Annotated in this window: 16 protein-coding genes and 2 pseudogenes; 3 read left to right on the plus strand and 15 right to left on the minus strand. The window is 63.6% G+C overall.

Annotated features, from left to right (window positions below):
• Positions 1–71 precede the first annotated feature (71 nt).
• Positions 72–311 carry a hypothetical protein gene (locus GGR62_RS20515; protein WP_184409666.1) on the minus strand — a complete coding sequence of 80 codons (240 nt, stop codon included), beginning with the start codon at positions 309–311 and terminating at the stop codon, positions 72–74.
• Between the two features lie 331 nt (positions 312–642).
• A complete protein-coding gene (locus GGR62_RS20520) occupies positions 643–1,545 on the minus strand; it encodes a bacteriophage abortive infection AbiH family protein (RefSeq protein WP_184409667.1) in 903 nt (300 codons plus the stop codon).
• Between the two features lie 221 nt (positions 1,546–1,766).
• On the opposite strand from GGR62_RS20520, the gene GGR62_RS20525 reads away from it, so the two are divergent.
• The gene (locus tag GGR62_RS20525) at positions 1,767–2,972 is read left to right on the plus strand and encodes an ATP-binding protein (RefSeq protein WP_184409668.1); all 1,206 of its coding nucleotides are present in this window, start codon (positions 1,767–1,769) and stop codon (positions 2,970–2,972) included.
• Entirely contained in the window at positions 2,969–3,628 is a 660-nt protein-coding gene (locus GGR62_RS20530) for an HNH endonuclease (protein WP_221229429.1), read from the plus strand. The genes GGR62_RS20525 and GGR62_RS20530 overlap by 4 nt, the downstream gene beginning before the upstream one ends.
• A gap of 30 nt (positions 3,629–3,658) precedes the next feature.
• Here GGR62_RS20530 and GGR62_RS20535 read toward each other — a convergent pair whose 3' ends face one another.
• The 11 genes and pseudogenes from GGR62_RS20535 to GGR62_RS20585 all read right to left on the minus strand — a co-directional run.
• The gene (locus GGR62_RS20535; protein WP_184409669.1) at positions 3,659–4,354 is read right to left on the minus strand and encodes a DsbA family protein; all 696 of its coding nucleotides are present in this window, start codon (positions 4,352–4,354) and stop codon (positions 3,659–3,661) included.
• Positions 4,355–4,368: 14 nt separating this feature from the next.
• Entirely contained in the window at positions 4,369–7,284 is a 2,916-nt protein-coding gene (locus GGR62_RS20540; protein ID WP_184409670.1) for a conjugative transfer ATPase, read from the minus strand.
• Entirely contained in the window at positions 7,284–7,739 is a 456-nt protein-coding gene (locus tag GGR62_RS20545) for a TIGR03751 family conjugal transfer lipoprotein (RefSeq protein ID WP_184409671.1), read from the minus strand. The genes GGR62_RS20540 and GGR62_RS20545 overlap by 1 nt, the downstream gene beginning before the upstream one ends.
• A complete protein-coding gene (locus tag GGR62_RS20550) occupies positions 7,720–9,198 on the minus strand; it encodes a TIGR03752 family integrating conjugative element protein (protein ID WP_184409681.1) in 1,479 nt (492 codons plus the stop codon). Before GGR62_RS20550 ends, GGR62_RS20545 begins: the two co-directional genes overlap by 20 nt.
• Entirely contained in the window at positions 9,188–10,141 is a 954-nt protein-coding gene (locus GGR62_RS20555; RefSeq protein ID WP_184409672.1) for a TIGR03749 family integrating conjugative element protein, read from the minus strand. The genes GGR62_RS20550 and GGR62_RS20555 overlap by 11 nt, the downstream gene beginning before the upstream one ends.
• Positions 10,138–10,857: a PFL_4703 family integrating conjugative element protein gene (locus GGR62_RS20560; protein ID WP_184409673.1), complete on the minus strand. Its 720-nt coding sequence runs from the start codon at positions 10,855–10,857 to the stop codon at positions 10,138–10,140. Before GGR62_RS20560 ends, GGR62_RS20555 begins: the two co-directional genes overlap by 4 nt.
• A complete protein-coding gene (locus tag GGR62_RS20565) occupies positions 10,854–11,282 on the minus strand; it encodes a TIGR03750 family conjugal transfer protein (protein ID WP_184409674.1) in 429 nt (142 codons plus the stop codon). The genes GGR62_RS20560 and GGR62_RS20565 overlap by 4 nt, the downstream gene beginning before the upstream one ends.
• On the minus strand, positions 11,282–11,581 hold the full coding sequence (locus tag GGR62_RS20570) for a TIGR03745 family integrating conjugative element membrane protein (protein WP_343205427.1): 300 nt from the start codon (positions 11,579–11,581) through the stop codon (positions 11,282–11,284). Before GGR62_RS20570 ends, GGR62_RS20565 begins: the two co-directional genes overlap by 1 nt.
• Positions 11,582–11,669: 88 nt before the next feature.
• Positions 11,670–11,909 (minus strand): TIGR03758 family integrating conjugative element protein, encoded by a 240-nt coding sequence (locus GGR62_RS20575; RefSeq protein WP_184409675.1) that lies wholly within the window; start codon positions 11,907–11,909, stop codon positions 11,670–11,672.
• Positions 11,906–12,298, minus strand: coding sequence for an RAQPRD family integrative conjugative element protein (locus GGR62_RS20580; RefSeq protein ID WP_184409676.1), 393 nt, complete (start codon positions 12,296–12,298; stop codon positions 11,906–11,908). Before GGR62_RS20580 ends, GGR62_RS20575 begins: the two co-directional genes overlap by 4 nt.
• Positions 12,299–12,486: 188 nt before the next feature.
• Positions 12,487–12,618 (minus strand): annotated as a pseudogene (locus tag GGR62_RS20585) (IS5/IS1182 family transposase); the annotation flags it as partial.
• Positions 12,619–12,690: 72 nt separating this feature from the next.
• Here GGR62_RS20585 and GGR62_RS20590 point away from each other — a divergent pair.
• Positions 12,691–13,805 (plus strand): IS3 family transposase gene (locus GGR62_RS20590; RefSeq protein WP_184409677.1). Its coding sequence is split into 2 segments (ribosomal slippage): positions 12,691–12,943 and positions 12,943–13,805, totalling 1,116 coding nucleotides; the frame shifts between segments, so codons are not numbered across the junction.
• Positions 13,806–13,820: 15 nt separating this feature from the next.
• Here the strand turns inward: GGR62_RS20590 and GGR62_RS20595 are convergent.
• Both GGR62_RS20595 and GGR62_RS20600 read right to left on the minus strand, forming a co-directional pair.
• A pseudogene (locus GGR62_RS20595) lies at positions 13,821–14,144 on the minus strand (transposase); the annotation flags it as partial.
• Between the two features lie 123 nt (positions 14,145–14,267).
• Positions 14,268–15,377: a hypothetical protein gene (locus GGR62_RS20600; protein WP_184409679.1), complete on the minus strand. Its 1,110-nt coding sequence runs from the start codon at positions 15,375–15,377 to the stop codon at positions 14,268–14,270.
• Positions 15,378–15,529: the final 152 nt, after the last annotated feature.

Raw genomic sequence — 15,529 nt, forward strand, 5'->3', positions numbered from 1 at the left:
TGCTCGTCAGTAAAACGTTTCTTCACGTCCAATCTCCTTCGGGGTAGGGAATTGGACTCCAAACTGGCGTGCTACTCAAAATCGGGGGGACGTCGAAGGAACACGGCTGCGAAGACTTCATGCGTCTCGCTGCTCAGCTTGAGCCGAAGGAAATCGAACACTGCCTTTGGGCTGTCGATGCAGGCGCCGCGTTGGAAAAGCCGATGCTCCACCAGAGCAATGGCTTGGTGGATGAAACGTCGCTCTGGGTCGGAGAAGACAGTCGAATTAGTGGAATGGGTTGGATCGAGGCGGGCAAATTGCGTGGACATGGAACCTCCGATGGATGAAGGAGGTTCGCGGCCCCATAGAGGACGGAATCCCCCGGGGTTTGACGATCATGGGCATCCGCCGGCACGGTTGTGCCGGCCGTTCGCGGTGGGTGGATGCGATGCGGACTGGTTCGATCAGCGTGGATGGATCACGCCGCAGCCTTGAAGACCGGGGCTGCCTGGGGAAGCCGATGGAGACCCATCGACTGCCTGCATGTGCGAATGGTGATGTTTCTCCGCAGCGGGTTCCATCAAGAAGCCGCGTTGCACTTGCATCTATTGATTTTGCTTCATCAACTTTGATGCCAGCGCTGGCGTCGAATCGGCTTGCCTATAAGAGGTCCCAAGCGATCGGAAAGGCTCGCGCAGGGTTGATGCCAAGATGCGAGAGCAGCGCTATTTTCTCTGGCCACTCTTGCAGCGAGCGGCACGCGATGATCCACGGGGCTTGTGCCACCTTTCGCTGCTGCAGCAGAGCTGTGAAATAGGCAGCGTCGACATCAGACAGTGAGTGACCCAGGACGATCACCTGATCGATGTTGCCCAATGAATCGAAGAAATTTTGATTTTTCCTGATGAGTTCGGCCGAGCGCTTGAACGTTGAAGAAAAGTACTCGTCAATGGTGTCGTTGGCCTCAATCAAGCGTGTATCGACATCCTCGATGTCGTGGCGATCGTTCAGCGACTTTCTGGTTTGCGGATGCCACGCGTGGCCCAGTACCAGTTCATCGTCCGCCAGATCCGCACAGCCGTGGATGAAAAGAACACGCTCAGGAGGCACCCCGTACAGTGAACTCAATGTACGGGTGTAGTTGAAAGTAAAGAATACAGCGTCGGGGTCAAGCGTTGCGAGCCGCTTTGAGGCTGTTTCCGGAGTAGGGATTGGCAACGTCCGGATCCACTCGGCAAACCGCTGCCGCAGATCGGTGGAGAGGCGTTCGACGACATTGCCCACCTCGTACTGGAAATCATGATGTCCCGCATCGCTCCACTCTTCATCTCCATAAGAACCCATGAAGTGTCCGAGGTTGTCGATGAGCGCATCCACGTCCATGTCGGCCAGCGCCCGCTCCAGATCGCTCCAGTCCTCTCGGGTAGGGAGGTACTCCTCTACTTCTCGGTAGACATCGGAGTCAGTGGCTTGAACGTATTGTTTGAACTGGGCCAAGCTGGACGGAATTCCGTGCCACAGATCGAAGCCGTTGCCGATCACGTAGAGCTTCTTGGAGTTCATTGGGGTGCCTTCGGTGAAGGTAGATGCTAATGCACCATGGCGGCATGGCTTCTTGGAAAAGCTGACGCCCGGGCTGATCGCGAGGAGTCGAAGCCTTGTTTGGCCATGGGAACATGACGCATAGTTGGCGGCATGGGGACGGAAGTTGGGTGCCACACCAGTGCGAGGGGGTGGCTGGTTAAAGTATCAGGTTATTCAAGGAAGGCGTGGTGATGCTAAGCATGATCGACCTGGATTCCCGCACTGCTGCTCGGGAGACGGTTTCAATACTTGTTGGGCCGAATGGATCCGGGAAGAGCTCATTTCTGCGCGATCTCGCTGTTCGTAGAGGACGCAATATCTTGATCGTGTGCAATACGCCGCACGACCGTTTTACCGGGCTATCGGGACTTCGACGGATGTCCGTCGGGAATCCCAGAAGCTCTCCCACCGTGGTTGTCAAGAACGCGGTCGCTCAGTCGTTGAAAGACTCTGGCTCAACGTTCTATCAGATCAGTTCCATCCTCGAGTATTGCGGCTATCGCCCGCGCTTTGGCTTTCGCATCAATCGGGGAAAACGGTACGGAATGCCAGCGGGACAGGGAGGGGGGAATTGGCCGGATCCTTACCAAGACTCGGATGTCGAGAGCAGCGTACTTAGCATTGCATCCGATGCTGTCGAACAGGCGGATCTCGAACTGGCTGCAACTTTTATGCGGCGGCACGATCCGTCCGAGTACATCTGGATCGACGCAACCGAAAAGGCATTCGACTTCAGTCGTGCACGCGAGTTTGCCCCGATCCTGAAGCTTGAATCCAAGCTGCGTGCGTCGAAAGTTGTCCGCAGTATTCAGGTGTTTCTCCAGCGGGACAATGATGGCGATGTCATCGAGATACAGCATGCGAGTTCGGGGCAGCTTGCGTTGATTTCGTCGCTTCTTTTCATGATCACGAATGCTGGCGAGCACCCGGTCATCATCATCGACGAACCCGAGAACAGCTTGCATCCGAAGTGGCAGCGCGAATACGTCGACAAGGTTCTGGCGGCCCTGAGCTATCGCAATCCCACCATCATTTTGGCCACCCATGCACCGCTGGTGGTCACTGGGGCGCTGGCCGATAGTCCCGACCTGGTATCGGTGTTCGAAGTCCGGGACGGAGCTCCGCAGCGCTTGCCAATCAATCTCGCTAATACTTCGCCCAACAGCATTGAAGAAATACTCTGGCGCGCTTTTGGGGTCGTGACGCCCGCCAATCACTTCGTTAGCGAGCAGATCGTCGATGAATTTTCCCGCTTCGAAAAGGGGGAGGTCCCAAAAGAGGATGTTCTTGCGCTGATCCGAAGACTGGAGCGTGGAAGCTACGACAGCCGTCAGCGGGATTTCTTTGCCGCCGCCAGGGCGCTGCTCGACAAGGTGGATGCGAATCAGGCGGGGAACCTTTCATGATGGCGGACATGTATACCCCAGCGCTTGACACATTCGTCCTCACTGACGCCGAGGAGGTGGTAGTGAAGGCCGCGCTCGCGACGGAGGACCCGTGGGGTTGGAAGCCGGGTGGCGAGCAAGCCGAAGTCTTGGCCAGCCTCAAGCGAAAGATCCAGGAGCATCATCTTCAGCGCCATGGCGGGAAATGTTGCTACTGTCGGGTCAACCTGCATGGCGCCGGTCACTTCATGACTGATAGGGAGCATGTCCTACCCAAGTCGTTTGACGACTACAGGCCGCTGTCGTACACGATGTGGAACCTGGGCGTCGCTTGCAAGCGTTGCAACATGGAGTACAAGGGTGACAAGGTTAATTTCCTTGTTGATCCGGATGATCTGACGCGGCTCACGGATGGCTCGAACTACCACTTCATCCACCCCAATTTTGATCTTTACCGCCAGCACTTGGCGCGCTTTGCGCAAGAAGCAAACGAGGCTGTCATGGTGAAGTACACGGTGGTGCCGGGTAGCGCCAAGGGGACCTACACGCACGAGTATTTCAATCTGCGCGGCTTGGAGGTCGACAGCTTCGACCAAGCTCAGGGGAGAGACGTAGCAGAGGATGTCGGCGATGCTGCTCTTGAGGTGCGGTCTCTGGCGGACACCTTCGGACAGTGATCCAGTTGCAGATGCAGTCTGCACGTGCGCTCAGGTTCCTTCTTGATGTACCAGAAGGTCGATCGCTGACAGCAGTGCGTCTCCATCGATCGCTCCGGTAAGAACCATCGACTTGACACTCCGCTTGTCCTCCAATCGCAATAGCGGTGTCTCGCTAAAACCTGCTTGACGCGCTGCCTCGACCTGACGCTGCACGATTGCCTTTGGACGCGGACTGCCCAGACAGGCCTGCAGGGCGGGCGTCATGCCAGGGTATGCCGTGCCGGCCTGCAGACCTTGGCCTTCACCCTGCGTGTTTTTGTAAATCCACTCCACGACCTTCCAGAATCCCGCCTGTCCTTCTACCTCACCCGCGCACTCGGCCAACCGCGCTTCCTTCCCAGCGGCCGGTTCGTGCATGGGGAGCGGCAGGTGGTGCCACTGCAGGTTCACGTCCGGGTTCTCATCGATCCACCGTTTGAGTTGCGGAAAATACCCCTGGCAGTACGGGCACTCCAGGTCCGCATACAGCGTGATCGTGAAGCGCGCATCGGCCCGCCCATGGATCCACGGCGGTCCCGGCGGCAGCGGTGGTGCTTGGGTCGCCGTGGCCGCAGGCGTCGCGCCCTGCCTGGGATGCAGCGGCCAGACCGCCAGCACGATCGCCGCCACCACCAGCAAGATGGCCAAGACCGTCGGCCATTCCAGTCGCCTCAGGAGGGCGCGCCAGCCGGAGAAACGCTGCATGTCCGCTCTCCGTTTCAGCCCAGCGCATCGAGCGACAGCGGCTCGATCCCGCGCGCCCGGTCGATCTTCTCGGCCACGCGCAATGCGGCATCCAGTTCGCTGATCCCGTGCTGCTGCATCAGCGCGAAGCGTTCGGCCTTCTCTTCCGGTTCGGTCATCGCGAGCGCCAGATAGAGGCTGGGCGGCACCGCACGGAACAGCAGCTCCATCGACTTCGACAGCACCACGCCCTCGGTGAACTTGCCGGCCTCCTTGCGTGCCGACAGCATCAGCGCCTTCTGCGCCGCGTTGAGCTCGCGAAACCGCGCGATCTTCTCGACCTCGTCCGGCGGCATGGACAGGCAGATCCACCACTCGATCATATTGAGCATGGGTTCCGCGGCGCGCGGCAGGTCGTCCAGGTTCTGCGTCGCCAGCCAGTACCAGGCGCCGAGCTTTCGCCACATCTTGGTGATCTTGACCACGTATGGCGCCAGCAGCGGGTTCTTGGTGATGATGTGGCCTTCGTCCGTCACGTTGATGATCGGCCGGCCCAGGAACTGGTCGCGCTCGGCGAGGTTGTTGACGGTGTTGATCAGCGAGATGTAGGCGATCGACAGCTGCGCGTTGTAGCCCTCGCGCGCAAACGTCGCCAGATCCACGATGGTGATGTCGGCCTCCGGCCAGGGCGTGCCGGGGCGGTCGAACATCTCCCCGTCCACGCCCTGGCAGAACATGTCCATCGCATCGGCCATCTCCAGCAGCCGGGTGCGCCGGCTTTCCGGCAAGGTGGTGTCATTTCCGCGCTCGCGCAGCGCATCGCGCACGTCGCGGGTCAGCACCGTGCGTGCCGGCGCCGCGCAGCGGCGGGCGGCATCCAGGATGCACTGGCGGATCAGGCTGCGGTCGGCGCGCGTCATGCGCGCTTCTTCCTTGTCCTCGCCGCCGGTGATCATCAGGCGGGCGGTGATCTCCAGCTCACCCAGTACGTCGCGTTGTTCGTCGTGCTCGGGGGCGGGACCGCCGTGCTCGCGGTCTTCATCCAGGGCATCGGCGTCCAGGGTCTGCACCTGGCTCGGCGTCTCGACGAGGCGCCGCGCATCGGCGAACGGCGCAAGGCGGACGCCGGCGCCGGGAGCGAGCTTGACCCGATGTACCGTCAACCCGAGCCGCTTCGCGAAGTCGCCGAACAGGCCGAAGCTGTTGCCGGCTTCCACCACAAAGAGCCGTGGCCGGTAGATCGCCATGACCTGGTTGAGCAGGTTGTTGAGCGTGGCGCTCTTGCCCGAGCCGGTGGGCCCGAACAGGAACAGATGGGCGTTCATCTGGCGGTCCAACCGGTTGAGCGGATCGAAGGTGACGGTGCCGCCGCCACGGTTGAAGAGCGTGATGCCCGGATGGCCCGTGCCCTGGCTGCGGCCCCACACGGGGGCCAGGTTCGCCGCATGCTGCACGAACATCAGCTGCGTGTACCACTTGCGCGTGTCCTTGGCCGGATCGAACACGCAGGGCAGCCAGCGCAGGTACGTGTTGAGCGGCGCCACCTCGTCGTCCTCGCGCACCGGCTGCAGGCCGGCGCCGAGCATCACGTTGGCCAGCTGCACGCCGCGCTCGTCCAGCTGCGCCAGGTCGCGCCCGCGCAGGTAGAAGGCGAGGGCGCCGTGATAGAGCTTGTGGGCGCTGCCGATCAGCCCGCGCGCCTCCTGCACGTCGCGCCGCGTCTGCTCGGAGGCCAGCGTCTCGCCCACCGCCTTGCGCGCCAGGTGGTTGAGGTGGGATTCGAGCACGTCCTGCGGCGTCGCGACCAGCGTCAGGCACACCACCGTGTCCTCCGGCATCTGGTCGAACAGCGCGTTGACCGCATCGCCGCCCTTGCGCGTCTCGCCGGTGAGGTGACCCGTGCCCGGTGCGCTGCGCAGCCGGTCCATCACCACCGCACGGTGCGGCATGCCGTCGAACCACCAGAGCCCGTTGGCGACGTCGGAGCGCGGCGCGCCGAAGAAAAGGCGCTGCGCGAAGTCGGTGCCGCTCGCGAGTTCGATCTCGCCTTCCTCGCTCTCTTCGTCGGTCGGATAGCGCGTGAGCTCGTAGAAGCGCTCCCGGTCTGCGGCCGTGTCGCCCAGCAGCGTGGGGCAGGGGTTGAACCAGCGCAGCAGCCAGGCGTGGATGTCGGCCGCGCCCAGGCGCTGCGCGCGCACGCCCGCGTTGGACAGGCCGCCTTGCAGCCGGTCGCACACCGTCGTCAGTGCCTGCTCCGGGGACGGTCCGCGGCGCTGGGCACTGGTGCCCGGCACGCGGCGATGAACCACCATGCGCACGCGGCGTGCCTGGCCACGCCAGGGCAGGCGCGTCACCGCCGTGTCCTCGAACAGGCCGCCCGGCTTCGCTACCGCACGCAGGTGGTGGGCAAGAAAGCGCTGGTAGAACGCGGTGAACGCGGTGCCGCGTGCCCGCGGCTGCAGGTAGGCGTCCAGGCCGCGCAGATAGCCCTCCCAGTCGGCTTCGTCCTGGGCATAGAGCTGCACCACCCACGGGTGGTCGTCCAGTTCGTCGAACGCATCCTGTAGCGCGTTCTCCAGCGCATCGCGCGCCTGCCACAGCCAGTGCATCTCGCGCCCCTCGGTGCCGATCGGCGTCAGCTCGAAGAACGCCGCCACGGAGACCCCATCGTCCAGCAGCACGCTGCGCGATCCGGGCAGGTACTCCACCCACGGCAGCAGGTCCGCGAACGAGGGGGCCACGCCGTAGAGCGCGCGCTCATCGGCGAGCGTGGCGCGCGGCTGGCCGGGATCGCGCGCGTGGGCGCCCGGCGCGGGAATGCCGTGCGCCGCCAATGCGGCGACGTGCCGCTCCCAGGCATCCGGCCCCTCGGGATCGCTGCCAGTGGGATCGCGGCGGGCCTCGGCCCCGGCGTCCCGGCCTGCCCACGGCCAGCGCGGCCGCCGCACCATCAGTAGTCCTCCACGCGCTCGCCCGGCATGGCGTACTGGATGCGCTGGTACAAGGGGAACACCGTGCTGTAGCCGGGCACGGGCACCGGATCGGTGCCCGCCAGGTGAGGGAAGACGTACATCACCAGGTCAGGATTGGGCAGCCGGTGAAACTGCCGATAGATCTCGTTCTGCGCGGTGCGGGTGTACGCCGCGTTCTCGGCCGGCATGGCCTGCCGGTCGGCCTCGGTGAGCGGGCGGCGCAGCACCTGGCGCGCATCGAGCAGTTGCCGCGCGGCCGGGCCGCTGGCGCGGCCGCCACCGCCGCCCGTCTCCTGGTCCCAGACGTCGCGCATGGTGCGATCGCCATGGGAAAGCAGCGTGTCCTTGTGGGTGGCGCATCCCGTGAGCAGGGCCAGCGACAGCGCGAACAGCGCCCCCCCGGCTGCAGTGGGCTTAGTCCAGATCCATCGCATGCGCGCCTCCGAGGGTGTGGTTGACCTTGCGCCCCTGCGCGTCGTAGTCGATCTGCAAGGGTTGTTCGAGGTGGATGGCGACCTGGGCGCCGGGCGGCACGTAGACGGCGGCGAACGCCTGGCCGTAGAGCTTGTTCACCCACTGCGACATCTCCTGCACGCCGCCGGCCAGGATGCGGCCCATGGCTTCGTTGCCGGAGATGCCCACCGTGCCCAGGGCGCCGTTGCCGTTGCTGACCACGGCCACGTTGCCGCTGTCGCTCTTGATCAGCGAGGCGGCGCCGGCACCGGCGGCGGTGATCAGGGCCTGCGAGCCCAGGTACTGCTGCGCGTTGCTGCGGCGCTCGCCGCTGACGCAGGGGATGCCGTGCGGATCGCTGATCCATCCCAGGCCGCCCAGGATGGGGCCGTGGCCATCGGCGGCGTTGCCCGTGCTCGCATTGGCGGAGTTGCTACCCCTCTGGCCCTTGTCCTCGGGCACCGTACGGATCGTGCCGTCGCGAAACACGAAGGTCACCGAGCGGATCTGGCCGCGCACGCACGACAGCGTCCAGTCGCCGGATGCGGTGCCGCTGACCACGGCGCCCGCCACCTCCGGCAGGTCGATGCCGTTGGCCGTGAGGTTGTCCGGACCCACCAGGACTTTGAACGGATAGGGATCGTTGACGGTGCCATCGACCGGCACGCGCCCGATCAGGGCCGTCATCGCGACCGATCCCATGAGCGTGGCGTTTGTGGGAACCGTGTAGACGGCCTTGGCCGAGGCCTTCGTCGACGCGCCGGCATCGGCCATGGCCGTTCCCGAGGACGGGGCCGATGGGCCGCCGGCGGAATCGGCGGCGCTGAAGCGCATCGGAAACCGGTCCGCCTTGCCAGTGGGCGCCGTCGCACCCTTGGCGCCTTCCGGCCGCGCATCGTCGGGCTCGATCCAGCGCACCCCGTGCGTGCCGGCTGCCGCGCCGAATCCCTTGCCGTCGCCCTCTTCGAGTCCGAGGCCGACCGGCAGGTCCGCATTGCCGTTCTTGCCGCCCATCTGGTCGAGCTTGTGCTGCAGGTCCTGCAGCAGGCCCTGGGTCTGCTGCTTGTCGCCGGCCACCTGGTCGCGCTCTTGCTGCAGGCGGCTGCGCTCGCTGTCGAGCGCGGCCTGGATGCGTTGGTCGATGGCGCTCTCGCGCTGGCGCAGGCGCTCGTTCTCGGCGCGCTGGTTCTTGTTGTCGCCCAGCGAGGTCTGCAGCTCGTTGCGCAACTGCTTGACCTGCGCCACCAGCGTGGCGACGGTGTCGCGCGGCGTGTCGCCATCGATGCCGAGCGCCTTCATCTCCTCCGGCGTGAGCTGGGCCGCCACCTCGCCCGATGCCGCGCGATGGGCCTTGTCCCCGGAAAACACCTGGATCCCCACGAACACCAGCAGCGCGGCCATGGGGATCATCAGCCACTTGAGCAGGCCGCTACTTTGCATGCGGGTCTCCCGGGGATGGCGCCGCATCCGCCTCGCTGCCGGGAGCGCGCGGCAGGTTCTGCGCGGGGTCGATGCGGCTGATGCGCGGCAGCAAGGCGTTGGCCAGACCGCGCCCGCGCGTCACCAGGTACAGCACCGTGGTATCGGTCGGATCGCCCGCCGGTCCCAGGCCCGGGTGCTGGAACGTCGCGGCCACGAAGTCGCCCAGCAGCGTGCGCGGATCGAGGTCGACCCAGCGCGGCGAGGTGTTGGTCAGTCGGACTGCGGTGACCCATTGGTCTTCCATGCGCCAAGCGGCGAGCGGCTGCACCCGCACGGGCAGGGACGGCGCCAGGGTGTCCAGGTCCAGGCCGCGGCGCAGGGTGGCCTGCGTGACCCCGCGCACGGGCTCCACGGTGCGCAAGGGCGCGTACAGGTTCTGGGCGGCGTAGCGGGTGAGCACCACCGCGATGGGGGTTTCGCGCCGGGCGGTGGATGCGGCCTCCGGTGTCGATGGGGCCGTGGCATCGGCTGGCGGTTCGGTCTCGGCAGCACCGCTGGCGCGATCGCGCGCGCCATAGCGGGGACCCGGTGCCTCGCCCTCGACGATGCGCACCGGCTCCAGCGGCGCCTGTCCGTCCTTCGCTGGCTCGGCGGCGATGTCCAGCAGGATCAGCGCACCGCTGTCGGCGTCCTGCAACTGCAGGCGCGTCGGCTCGATCGCCTCGCTGGCCTTGAGGTAGATCGCGCCGCCCGCGCTCTGCACGCGCAGGCGGTCGGCGATCTCGGCCGGCACGCCGACGCGCACGTTGCGGTCGATGAAGAGGACGCGCTCCTCGCCGATGCGCAGCGGCACCGCGAGCGGCAGGCGCTCCCAGCGCAGGATCTGCAGCGCGTGCGCCGAGGGCGCGCCGCCCCACAGGACGCAGGCGCCCAACGCCAGGGGCAGGACGAAGCGCTTCATGGGTGTCCTCCGGACAGCGTGGGGGAAGAGGTATTGGGAGAGAGCGTGGAGGGCGCCGTGGATGGCGCTGGCGCCGAGGCTGCAGTCGTGGGAGGCGCGATGCGCTGTGGCGTGCCGCTGTAGCAGTCCAGTGCGAGTCCGAACGGATTGCGCTCGGGATCGACGTCCAGGCGCACCACTTTCAAGGGATAGCGCACCAGCGCCCGCTTGACCTGCTCGCCGCCGTAGTACTCGTCGGCGCTGACGTCCAGGGTGACTACCCAATCGCGCTCGGACAGCACCTTGACCCGCAGCGCGGGGTCATCGCCGTAGCCGCGGCCGGGCAACTCATAGAGGCCCCGCACGCGCTGGCGCAGCTCGCCGTTGTTGCGCCGGGTTTCGTAGTCCTGCTGCAGCAGGGCCTGGCAGGCGGGCGTGAGGTAGGCGGACAGCGCACGCAGATTGCGCGGGTAGTCGTCTTCGCCGTTGGTCGGCCAGCGGTTGAGCTGCTGGAAGACGTAGAGGGCGAACGCATACACGCTCTCGGGCGGCACGTCCCACCACTTGCGCGTACTGCCCGAACGCAGATCCGGCGGCACATGGATCGTGAGGTGGCGGGGCGCGTTCCACCAACCCAGGCCCAGCAGCAGCGCCAACGCGAACAGCGCCGCACCGCCCCGCCGCAGGGTGGTGACGTGGGCCTGCAGGTGCGCCACTTCGTTCTTGAAGCGGCTCATGGCGTGCGGCCCCGCGGCCGGGGGCGGCGAATGCGCGACGTGCGCCGCGTGGTCCAGCAACCCGTGCGGGTCACCAGGCCGCGGCCACCGAAGCGGGCGGCCCAATGGGGATGGCGCAGCGCCAGTTGCCACTGCATCTGCCGGTACAGCCAGGTGTCGGGGCGCCCGCGCTTTTGCCGGCGCAGAAGGCCGCCACCGATGAACACGCCCGCGGCGATGCCTGCCACGATCATCGTCGGCACCATGGCCACGCTGCGCGTGAGCCAGGCCAGCGGCAGGCCTGCGATCAGCCCGGCCGCGGCGGACAGGCCCGCACAGATCCAGAGCTCGTCGGCGGTGAGGCCGCGCACGACCACGGGCTGGCGGTTCAGGCGATGCGGCAGGAAGGCCACGAGGCCGTCGCGCGTTGTGTCAGGGGGCGCCATTACAGGATCGCCGTGGCCTTGGTGAGCAGCCAGATGCCGACTACCAGGAGCATCGCGCCCACGGCCACGGTCAGGCCGAACTGGCCCCACGTCGCGCGGCCGGTGTGGATTTCCGAGTAGCGCGTGTAGGCGTGGTAGCAGACGCCGATGAACATCGACGCCACCACGAGCAGGGCCACCAGCAACACGATGTCGTAGCCGTAGTTCTGGAGGGTTTTGAGGATGCCGCTGCCGGCACCGCGCGAGGGGTCTTCCATGGTGGGCAGACCCGAGGCGCGTGCCGCCGGGGCCGGCGGCAGGAGGGTGGTCGCGAGCGCAGTGCCAGCGATGCTCGCAGCACGGCAGTGAAGGCGGGTGGGGCGGTTCATGGCAAATCCTTGGCGGTCATCAGGAAAGCAGGAAGAAGCTCAGCACCAGGTACATCGCGAGGAAGCGGGCGATCACGCCCAGGAACTGGCGTTGCGAAATCCGGTGCTCGGCCCAGCCGACATAGGCCGTGCGCATGGCCCAGACGCCCCACAGCAGCAGGACGGCGAACACGAAGCTCAGCACCACGGCCGAGACGGCCGAAGGCGTGAAGCCGCCGTTGGCCTGGAACGCGGCGATCTGATCGGCGCTCGCGGTCATCGCGATCGCTCCTGCTGCAGTGAAGGGTTGGCGGCCTCGCGGGCGTCCTCGCGGGTGTAATGGCCCGCCAGAGACGATGGGTCGCGCGGCTGCGCACGCTGGGGCGTGAGGTAGCTGGCAAAGCCCGCACGCATGCGGCCCACGTCGTCGCGCAGGCGGGCGTAGTCGAAGTGGTATCGGGCCGGTTGCGCAGCTGCCGTGGCGTTCGATGCCAGGGCGATGCGGTCCACCTGGTCGAGCAGGCGGATGGCGCTCGCCAGTTGCTCGCGTTCGATGGCGGGATCGGCGTGCGCCGATGGGACGCCGCCACAAAGGAGTGCCACGGCCAGCACGCCGCACAGGGGGAGGTGAATGGGAGCGTCGTGGCTGGCCGTGGCACGCGAGGTCATGTCGGGTCTCCTTGGGCGGTGGGGAGACTCGATGCTGCGGCGGGGGGCGCCGGTACGCCGCCATCAATGGGGAAGGGCGCGCCACCGCTTTGTCGGGGCGATGGCATGGCGATGGAGCGGGGTATGGTTTCCTAGAATCCAGGGATGACCGGGACGATTCTTCGATCCGGCTCTTTTGGAGGGCGATGCGCGGCAATGAGGGTGGCATCCACGATGGTGCCGGTCTTGAGCATCAGGCCCTGCTGGGCGAGCCCGGTGTTGATGGCAGCTAGTACCTGGGAGGCCAATTGGTGCTTTTCCAGCAGATGGCGGAAACGCAGCGTAAGCTCCCCCGATCGGCAGACACCGCATAAGTAGATCTTTCTGGCATCGTTCCCAAGTCAGGAGGTTCCATGCGCACATCGAAGTTCACCGAGACACAGATCATCGCCACGCTCAAGCAGGCCGACGCAGGCGTTCCAGTCAAAGACATCTGTCGCCAAGTCGGCATCAGCACGGCGACCTATTACCAGTGGAAGAGCAAGTACGGCGGCTTGGAGGCGTCCGAGCTGCTGCGGGTCAAGGAGCTCGAGTCCGAGAACGCCAAGCTCAAACGGATGTACGCCGAGTTGGCGCTCGACAACGCGGCAATGAAGGACCTGATCGCAAAAAAACTCTAGGGCCGGCGCGTAAGCGCGAGGCGGTGCGGTTCCTTATCGAGGTCCACGCGCGGCCGTTGCGCCGGTCCTGTGCATGCGTCGGGCTGTCGCGTGCCGCCTGGTACGCACCGCCTCTGGACTGGACGGTGCGCGATGCCGAGCTGATTGCCGAGATCGCGCGTTACGTTGAAGCGCACCCCAGTCGTGGCTTCTGGAAGTGCAGCGACTACCTTCGCAAGCAGCAACCAGGCTGGAATCCCAAACGCATCTATCGCGTTTACAAGGCCATGAAGCTCAACCTACGTCGCGCTGCAAAGCGTCGCCTTCCCAAGCGTGAGCGGGTGCCGCTCTACGTGCCGAGGCTGCCAGACACGGTCTGGTCGGTCGACTTCATGAGCGATGCGCTGGCATGCGGACGACGCTTTCGCACCTTCAACGTGGTGGATGACTTCAATCGCGAGGCGCTGCACATCGAGGTTGACACCTCGATCAACTCGCAACGGCTTGTGCGTGTGTTCGAGCAGATCAAACGCGATCATGGCTTGCCGCAGGTGGTGCGCTCGGACAACGGCCCCGAGTTCCTGGGCGAAGCGTTCACCAGCTGGCTCAAGACGAATGGCGTCGCACTGCAGTACATCCAGCCGGGAAAGCCAAATCAGAATGCCTTCATTGAGCGCTTCAATCGCACGTTCCGCGAGGAAGTGCTCGACCTGAATTTCTTCGCCTGCCTCGACGATGTGCGCGAAGCCGCCCACTGGTGGATGATCGACTACAACGAAGCAAGATCCCATGATTCGCTCGGCGGAATGACCCCGGTCGAGTACCGCAACAAGCACGCCGAAAGCTCTACTTTTGAAGTGCCTGCTTGACGGGGGAGCTTACGGCAGGATGGTGGTCTCATCGGGAATGCGTGCTGCGCCGTCCAGACCGGCAAAGCGGCGGTACAGGGGCCGCTCGTGCAGTTCTTCTTCCATGGCTGGATCGCTCAGGTTCCACCACAGTTGCAGGCAGTGGATGCGCAGCATGGTCTCGATGGGAAACGGAGGGCGCCCGCCCAGTGCCTGGTGTGCTCCCCGTGCAAAGGGCGCGAGGAGGGCCACCAGCGCGGCCCAGGGCACGATCTGGTTCATCTCCTCGAGAAAGACCTCCTTGCGGGTCTTTTTGGGGCAGTGGGGCCAGGCCCAGCGTGAATTGATCCATGGCGCCATTTCTTGGATGCTTGGCGCTGATTGCAGATCAGGCTGAGGAGGTTTTGCAGACCTTCCCTAAGAATATTAATAATTCTCGACGCCGCAGATTAAGATGCAGCATGTGCGGAGCTGATTTTCTATCTACAATGGCAGAGGAGATGTAAAGAAAAAAAACTCATCAAACGCAGGAAGCTGGTCCATCACAAGCTCCTTGGGGCCAACATATCTCCTTATAAGAAGCTCAGCTCCCGGTCTGCTAAACTCTATTAGTGACTCATCCTCATCGTATCTGACATGAGTTACACCACTTGCGGACATAAAGTCATCCCCGAGCGGCTGAGATGCGTAGGGATTATGAAATACAAAGACACCATCACCAATTGATTCATCTGGCGTCCCTCCGCTGAATCGGAGTAACCTTAGGCCGAAGTCTCGTTCTACGCAGACGTATTTCGGAGATGGCTCGTGGTCCTTTACCAGGCTCGACAGCTTCCCCAAGGAAAGCATGCAAGTGTAGATAATCGCAGAGATATGCGTGTACTTATCATTACAAAAAAATCCAACCTCCACCGCTTTATTTTTTTTAATGGAATGATTGGGCTTGTACTTGTATTCTCGATCAAATGCATCTTGACAGAGTAACTTAAGATCAGTCCTGTCTTCCGGATCGTAATAAGCGCAATACAGCGCCGCAAGTGGGGCGAAGTATGCAGTCTGCCCGTAGTTGACACTACTGTAGTCACCAAGCGCAATTACAAAGGGCAAGGCCTTGGTCTCGGCATCATAATTATTCAAGAAATCTGAACTTTTATTCTTTATTCGACCGGACAGTCTTGAAATGGAGCTATCAATAATATTATATTGATCGTTGGCTCCATAGACATCCTGCTCCGTTCTAGAGTCATCGTCTCGACTACCTTGCTCCCTATTGGCGACAGTGACTTCTACGGAATAGGTATACGAGTCCTTTGTCACCCTGAAATCCGGGGCATTCCTACTCGTATCCACAGTCGATCCTGATTCAAAGAGCAACTGATTTATATAAATCTCCAAAAAAACAGGACGGAACTGAGTCCGGAATGCATTCCTCGCCTTCTTTTCCCCTTCTGGAGATTTGAATTCTGAGATCCATTCTTGCAGGAGATCCCTCTCGGTTTTGTAATGAAATTCAAGAAGCATCCTGAACGTAGGATGCACATACTCCATAGGCTCTGGGATTCTGAACCAGTCCTTGTTTTTTATATTAGCCATTTTGCAACCTCAATTTATTAGCTCGCTGTAGCGAACACGTCGTCCCCCGCCATCTGGGCGACGTCCCCCCGATTTTGAGTAGCACGCCAGTTTGGAGTCCAATTCCCTACCCCGAAGGAGATTGGACGTGAAGAAACGTTTTACTGACGAGC

Source organism: Xanthomonas sp. 3075, assembly GCF_014197275.1.
GTDB lineage: Bacteria > Pseudomonadota > Gammaproteobacteria > Xanthomonadales > Xanthomonadaceae > Xanthomonas > Xanthomonas campestris_B.